This is a genomic window from Endozoicomonas sp. SESOKO2, assembly GCF_024606245.1.
Classification (GTDB): domain Bacteria; phylum Pseudomonadota; class Gammaproteobacteria; order Pseudomonadales; family Endozoicomonadaceae; genus Endozoicomonas_A.
In genome coordinates, this window is record NZ_JAHHPQ010000228.1 from 1 (window position 1) to 1,243 (window position 1,243).

A 1,243-nucleotide genomic window follows, 5' to 3' on the forward strand; every position below is an offset into this window, starting at 1 on the left:
AATCAGGCCGAGCTTACTTTCCAGGTTGGCCAGTCTCTCCGGAGCCTCCTCGTCGGCCAGTTCTGTCTTATGTTGTATATGCTGTTGAACAGACTGAAAGCGGGCAACAAGATCGTTTTCATTGTCCGGAGTCATACCGAACTGATTTTCAAGAGCTGCCAGTTTTGTCATTATAATTCCATAATCAGGCTGTTCTGTTGCAGCAAAGGTTGTAGCCAACGCCTGCGTGATTTCATGAATTTTCTTTCTGAAAATTTTGGCTTGTTCTTCTGATGACTGGATATCATCCCAGTTATCAATACCAAGTTCTGTTGCCGCTTCGCGAATTAATTTTTCGTTAAGTGTGCCCGGTCTGGCATGTTTTGCCCGCAGCTTCTCCAGGTTCCTGGATAACTCAAGCAGCTGTCTGGTCATGTCGGTCATCACTCTGGCAGTAAACTCTTCGTCTTTTTCGGGATCGATCTGCGCTTGTTTGATATCGCCGACAACGGGTATCACTTTTCGAATATGCTGTAAAAAGTGCGGGTTCATCAGAAGTTTTTTAAGTACGGGTTTGAAGCCAAAGTGTTCTTCGAGTTGCTTATACATCCGGGTTTGCGTGATGACTGATGAAGCGGCTCTGATGTGTTCCAGTGTGAACTCATATTGACGTTTATATGGTTTATTTGGAGTAGCCAGCGCCAATGCCTGCTGGAGGGATTCGTAATTTGCAAGGGAACGCACCGCCAGTTTATCTTCGTTAGAAAGCATCGTCGGTTGATCTTTGTTAACGCCGATATCGTGTCGTGCAACAATCTCCTCCAGCAGTGCCATCTGCCTGCTTCGGATGACGAACTCGTAGCTTTTGATCTTATGTTTGAGAAGCTCTGTTATGCCTGCAGGGGCGCGATTATTAACCCCAGCTTCTGCCCAGAGTTTGTAGAGGGTTTCTACAAAAGCGACGTCATCCGGATTTGGCATCTGACCATGAAAAACAATATCCTCCCCCGGAGCTTCTGTTATTTCCAACTTTGGATAACCCGCAGGCAGAGGATAAACCTGTGTGTCATCCTCGACGTGTACAACATAGCCGACGGGTTTGTTGTGTGCCAATAGTTCGTTTAGTACCTGCTGTTGCAGGTCCTCCTTCAGGAGATGAACCTGGATGTAGGCAGAGGCCGCAGCTGCCAGGAGAGCCTCATCATTGATAAAGAGTGATTGACCCAGACGTTGCAGTTCCGGGGGCTGATCGCCCGAAGCGATA

At 47.5% G+C, this 1,243-nt stretch carries 1 protein-coding gene; it reads right to left on the reverse strand.

Annotated features, from left to right (window positions below):
- On the reverse strand, positions 1-1,243 hold a 1,243-nt coding region (locus tag KDK17_RS05690; protein WP_257287557.1), incomplete at both ends, for a hypothetical protein.